The sequence below is a fragment of the Streptomyces inhibens genome (assembly GCF_003389455.1).
GTDB classification, from domain to species: domain Bacteria; phylum Actinomycetota; class Actinomycetes; order Streptomycetales; family Streptomycetaceae; genus Streptomyces; species Streptomyces inhibens.
Window position 1 is genome coordinate 1 of sequence record NZ_QUAC01000367.1, and the last position, 5,297, is coordinate 5,297.

The window sequence follows — 5,297 nt, forward strand, 5'->3', positions numbered from 1 at the left end:
CCTCCGGCCGGGCGGCCGGCACCCCCGCGCGGGAGGCGAGGGTCAGCGCACAGCGGGCGACGGACGCCGCGACGGCCGCCGCGAGCGCGCCGTGCGCCCAGCCCTCGGCGTACAGCTCGTCCAGCGCGGCCACTTGGGCCAGCAGGGTGAACAGCAGCGTGATGACCCCGAACGGGCCGATGTCGGACTGCTTCATGATGCGCAGCGCATCCTCGGCGGGTTTGCCGCTGCCCAGGCCGTCGGCGGTGTCCGCGAGCCCGTCCAGATGCAGTCCGCGGGTGAGCACGGCGGGCACCGCGGCGCTGCCCACCGCGGCGAGCAGCGGGCCACCGCCGAGCAGCAGCAGCGCCCCGCCGGCCGCGGCCGCGCACAGCCCGACGACCAGCCCGGCCAGCGGCGCACAGAGCATCCCGCCGCGTGCCGTGGCGCGGTCCCAGCGGGTGACGCGTACCGGCAGTACGGTCAGCGTCCCGAACGCGAAGCGCAGGGCGTCGGAGGGGCCCGGGGGGGCGGGGGTCTCGGTCACCGCGGCAGGCTATCCGGGCGTCCGCGGCGTTTGATTGCCGCCCCTGATCGAGGGAACGGTGCCTAATTGTCCCTACGTGTCCTTAACGGACGAAGGGGAGCGTGTGGGATGGGCCACTGGTGGTACCGCAACATCGTCGAGCCGGGGCGGCTGCCGCTGCTGCTGGCCCTCGCCTCGTTCGTGCTGACCTTCCTGGTGACCCGGGTCATCACCCGTCTCATCCGCGCGGGCAAGGGGCCGTTCCGCAACATCACCCCCGGCGGCATCCATGTCCACCATGTCGTCCCCGGTGTGGTCCTGATGGTCGTCGGCGGCTTCATCGCCCTCGCCGGGGACGGGCGCGGTTTCGGCGCAGGTGTGGCGGCGGTGCTCTTCGGCATGGGGGTGGGGCTCGTCCTCGACGAGTTCGCGCTGATCCTGCACCTCGACGATGTGTACTGGACCGAGCAGGGCACCAAGAGCGTCGAGATCGTCATCCTCACCGCCGCGCTGGTCGCCCTGGTCCTCGCCGGCTTCCTGCCGTTCGGCGTCAATGAACTGAGCCCGGACGAGACGGCCGACCGCTTCACGGTCGTACGGACCGTGGCCGTCAACTTCCTCTTCGCGGTCGTCGCGCTCTTCAAGGGGAAGGGCCGGATCGCCGTCATCGGGGTCTTCGTGCCCTTCGTCGCGCTCTTCGGCGCGATCCGGCTGGCCCGGCCCAACTCGCCCTGGGCCAGGCGTTTCTACCGCAAACGGCCGAAGGCGCGGGCCCGTTCCCAGGTCCGCGCCTACCGTCACGACCGGCGCTGGTCGGCGCTGCGCCGCAAGGTCGAGCATGTCATCGGGGGTGCTCCCAACCGGTGACGCGCTGGGCGCCGCGCGGCTTGCGCGGCCGCCACACCTCCCACACCCCGCACAGCGCCAGCACCGCCAGCACCGCTGCGACATGCTCCTTGCCCGCCAGGTTGTTCTTGATGGACACCACCTCGAAGAGCATCGCGAGCACCACCACCGCGCAGGTGACCCACGCGCGATAGCGCCAGCACACGAACACCGCCAGCCCCACCACGGCCGCCGACGGCCCGGTGTCGATGACGTACTTGTCCGAGTCGGGCAGCCCGATCGGGCTCTCCGGTCCGATCCAGATGCCGATCCGGGCGTACATCGTCCCGGCGAGCGTGGCGAGATACGCCACCGCCATCGTCTGCCGCCAGCCCACACAGATCTCCGCGATCCCGAAGACCACCAGGATCTGCGCCAGCGCGCCCCACACCGGAAGGTCCAGCGCGGGGACGAACAGCGACAGCGGGGTGCGCAGCAGCGCCACCCACAGATGCTCCCAGGCCTGTACGGAGCCGATGTCCTGGACCGGCTGATAGCCCCAGGGCTGGTTCTGCACGAACTGGAAGACGAGGGTCAGGCACACCGCGGCGAGCGTCACCGGAATCGCCCGCAGCTTCGTCGCGGCCAGCGCGGACCGCACCGTCCGCAGGAGGGGGCCCCACTCGGCACGCGCGGCGCGGCGCAGAAGGGGCATCTCCCGCCGCCCCGGCGCGGGTCCTTCCCGCCGCCCCGCCCCAGCCGGGCTCATCTCACATTCTCCAGGTGCTTGCGGTTCAGCCACTTGGGCAGACCGGGTGCTTCAAGAAAGCCTTCCGCACGGCCGGCAGCGATTCCGATCCGCAGCAAATCGGTGCTCTTTTCGAAGAGCATGTACCGCGGCTCCCAGATCGGTCGGTATTTCGCATTGGCGCGATAGAGCGATTCGATCTGCCACCACCTGGAGAAGAAGCTGAGCAGCGAGCGCCACAGGCGCAGCACCGGGCCCGCGCCGAGCCGCGATCCACGTTCGAAGACGGAGCGGAACATCGCGAAGTTCAGTGAGAGCTGAGTGATCTCCACCTCTTTCGCGCGCTGGATCAGCTCCAGGACCATGAACTCCATCAGCCCGTTCTCGGAGTTGCGGTCCCGCCGCATGAGGTCCAGCGAAAGACCCTTCGTGCCCCACGGCACAAAGCTGAGCAGCGCCCGCAACTCGCCCTGTTCGTCGGTGCATTCGAGCATCACGCAGCGCCCGTCCGCGGGGTCGCCGAGCCGGCCCAGCGCCATCGAGAAGCCGCGCTCGGTCTCCCCGTCGCGCCAGTCGTCGGCCAGCCGCAGCAGCCGGTCCATCTCCTCGGCGGGGATGTCCTCGTGACGCCGGATACGGACGGTGTAGCCGGCCCGCTCGATGCGGTTGTACGCCTGGCGTACGGTGCGCATCGCCCGGCCGCCGAGCGTGAACTCCGTGGTGTCCACGATCGCTTCGTCGCCGAGCTCCAGCGCGTCCAGACCGTGCCGGGCGTAGATCGTGCCGCCCTCCTCGCCCGCGCCCATCACGGCCGGCGCCCAGCCGTGCTCCCGGGCCTCGGCCAGCCACGCCTCGATCGCCCCGGGCCACGCCTCGGGATCGCCCAGCGGATCGGCGGAGGCCAGCGACACCCCGCCCACCACGCGGTAGGTGACCGCCGCCTTGCCGCTGGGGGAGAACATCACGCTCTTGTCGCGGCGCAGCGCGAAGTAGCCCAGCGAATCGCGGTCGCCGTGCCGCGCGAGCAGGGCGCGCAGCCGCTCCTCGTCGTCCTCGGTGATCGCCTCGGTGCTGCGTACGGACCGGAACGCCGCCCACAGGACGGCCACCAGCAGCAGCGTGCTCAGCACATTGATCGCGACATTGACCCAGTTCGGGGTGGCGATCCCGGGGAACGCGCGGTCGTCGGCGGCCAGGGACACCAGCCGCATCAGGCCGTAACGCCAGCGCTGGGCAAAGGTCGAGGAACCGTCCTGCGCGGTGTTGGTGACGGTCACCAGCAGCGCCGCGAGCAGCGAGGCGACCAGCAGCCCGCCGGCCGCGGTGACCGCGGCGAGCTTCGGGTTCGCCCGGTCGCCCTTCGCGTAGAACTCCCGGCGGCTGACCAGCAGCGCCGCCGCGAACAGCAGCGTCAGCGCCAGCGACACCCAGTTCTGCGCATGTTCGCGGAACTCGGGGGCGGCTATCAGCGCGAACCCGAACAGCAGCAGAAGCAGCCCGGACAGCACCAGATTCAAGATCCAGGCCGCCCGCTTGCGCCGCCGCAGGGTGACCGACAGGAAGAGCGAGAAGGCGCCGGACGCGAATCCGGCCGTCAGCAGATACGGAGTGAAGAACTCCTCGATGTTGTGCCGGCGGATGTCATCGGCGAACGACACCCACACCGCGCTCAGGAAATTGATGAAGGTGACCGTGCGCAGATACCAGATGCCGAATGTGGCACCGCGCTGCGACCAGCGACCGCGGGGGCGGTCTGCGCGGTCTTCGTCCCGACTCAAGCGATGTCTCCCATAAAACGTGTAAAGCGTGATCTTATGGGGCGCCGCCGGTGGTCCGGTACGGGCGTGAAGTGGTGAAAGCCCCGGTCCGGAGCGTTCGTCCGAGCGCGGACGGCCGGCCGGTTGCCGGCCGGCGCCGCGTCAGTCGCGTACGGGCAGTTCTGCCGCCAGGGCCGCGGCCGCCTGCACCAATGGCAGGGCCAGCAGCGCCCCCGTCCCCTCACCAGCAGTGACGCCGTGATCGAGCAGAGGGTTGAGCGCGATCCGGTCCAGCGCCTTCGCCTGCGCCGGCTCCCCGCTCGCCTGACCGGCCACCCACCAGTCCGGCGCCCGGAACGCCACCCGCTGCGCCACCAGCGCACAGGCCGCCGAGACCACCCCGTCCAGGATCACCGGCGTCCGGCGCACCGCGCTCTGGAGCAGAAAACCGGTGATCGCCGTCAGATCCGCGCCACCGGAAGCGGCCAGCAGCTCCAGCTGATCGCCGAGTACCGGACGGGCCCGCCGCAGCGCGTCCCGGATCGCCGCGCACTTGCGCATCCACGCCAGATCGTCGATCGGGGCACCGCCCCGCCCGGTGACCACCGAGGCGTCCGTCCCGCACAGCGCGGCGATCAGGGTGCTCGCGGCCGTCGTGCCGCCGACGCTCAGATCGCCCAGCACCACCAGGTCGGTACCGGCGTCCGCCTCCTCGTCGGCGATCGCCATCCCGGCCCGGAACGCCGCCTCGGCCTCCTCGGCGGTCAGCGCGTCCTCGACATCGATCCGCCCCGAACCGCGCCGCACCCGGTACCGGGTGACCTCCTCCGGCAGCTCCTTTGGGTCGCAGTCCACCGCCATGTCCACCACGCGCAGCTGCGCCCCGGCGCCACGGGCCAGCACCGCGGCCGGGCTCGCGCCGTCCAGCACGGCCCGTACAAGATCCTTGGTGCCGCCGGCCGGACGCGCCGACACACCCAGCTCCGCCACGCCGTGATCGCCCGCGAACAGCAGCACCCGCGCCCGCTCGATGGGCCGCACCGGCACCTGCTGCTGCGCGGCGGCCAGCCATTCGCCCAGCTCGTCGAGGCGGCCGAGCGCGCCCGGAGGCACGGCCAGCCGCGCCCGCCGCTCCTCGGCGTCACGGCGCACACCGCCGTCGGGGCGCTCGATCAGGTGGGCGAAGTCATCGAGGTTCAGGGCGCTCATTGGGCGCAGATTACCGTCAACTCACGGCTGACGAGACGCTCCGGGGGCAACGGGCGCCGGCGAAGCGCACCTCGCACACCAGCGGCGTCAGCGCCCGCAGCACCGGGATGTGGTGCCGGTAGCGGGCGGGAAAGTCCGGCCGGGGGATTTCGCGTACGGCGGCGATGCCCGGGTGTACGGCGGCCAGCCGCGGCAGCTCGGCGCGGTCCAGGCCCCAGCGCACCGGAGCAGGCCGGCGGCCGCCGGCCGGCCC

At 71.7% G+C, this 5,297-nt stretch carries 5 protein-coding genes and 1 pseudogene; 1 reads left to right on the forward strand and 5 read right to left on the reverse strand.

All coding sequences use genetic code 11. From position 1 onward, the window contains the following. The coding region (locus DY245_RS34625; protein WP_147318409.1) for an adenosylcobinamide-GDP ribazoletransferase at nucleotides 1–526 on the reverse strand (526 nt) is incomplete at its 3' end. 108 nt (nucleotides 527–634) lie between these two features. On the opposite strand from DY245_RS34625, the gene DY245_RS34630 reads away from it, so the two are divergent. Next, the gene (locus DY245_RS34630; protein ID WP_128511073.1) at nucleotides 635–1,372 is read left to right on the forward strand and encodes a hypothetical protein; all 738 of its coding nucleotides are present in this window, start codon (nucleotides 635–637) and stop codon (nucleotides 1,370–1,372) included. Here the strand turns inward: DY245_RS34630 and DY245_RS44940 are convergent. From DY245_RS44940 to DY245_RS44945, 4 genes and pseudogenes are all read right to left on the reverse strand, one after another. Continuing rightward, complete coding sequence (locus DY245_RS44940) at nucleotides 1,347–2,045, reverse strand: hypothetical protein (RefSeq protein WP_244943453.1); 699 nt, start codon at nucleotides 2,043–2,045, stop codon at nucleotides 1,347–1,349. The genes DY245_RS34630 and DY245_RS44940 overlap by 26 nt on opposite strands. Before the next feature lie 50 nt (nucleotides 2,046–2,095). Beyond that, nucleotides 2,096–3,856, reverse strand: a complete 1,761-nt coding sequence (locus tag DY245_RS34640) for a phosphatidylglycerol lysyltransferase domain-containing protein (protein ID WP_128511074.1) — start codon at nucleotides 3,854–3,856, stop codon at nucleotides 2,096–2,098. Nucleotides 3,857–3,997: 141 nt separating this feature from the next. Further along, entirely contained in the window at nucleotides 3,998–5,044 is a 1,047-nt protein-coding gene (gene cobT, locus DY245_RS34645) for a nicotinate-nucleotide--dimethylbenzimidazole phosphoribosyltransferase (protein ID WP_128511075.1), read from the reverse strand. 16 nt (nucleotides 5,045–5,060) lie between these two features. Further along, nucleotides 5,061–5,297 (reverse strand): annotated as a pseudogene (locus DY245_RS44945) (class I SAM-dependent methyltransferase); the annotation flags it as partial.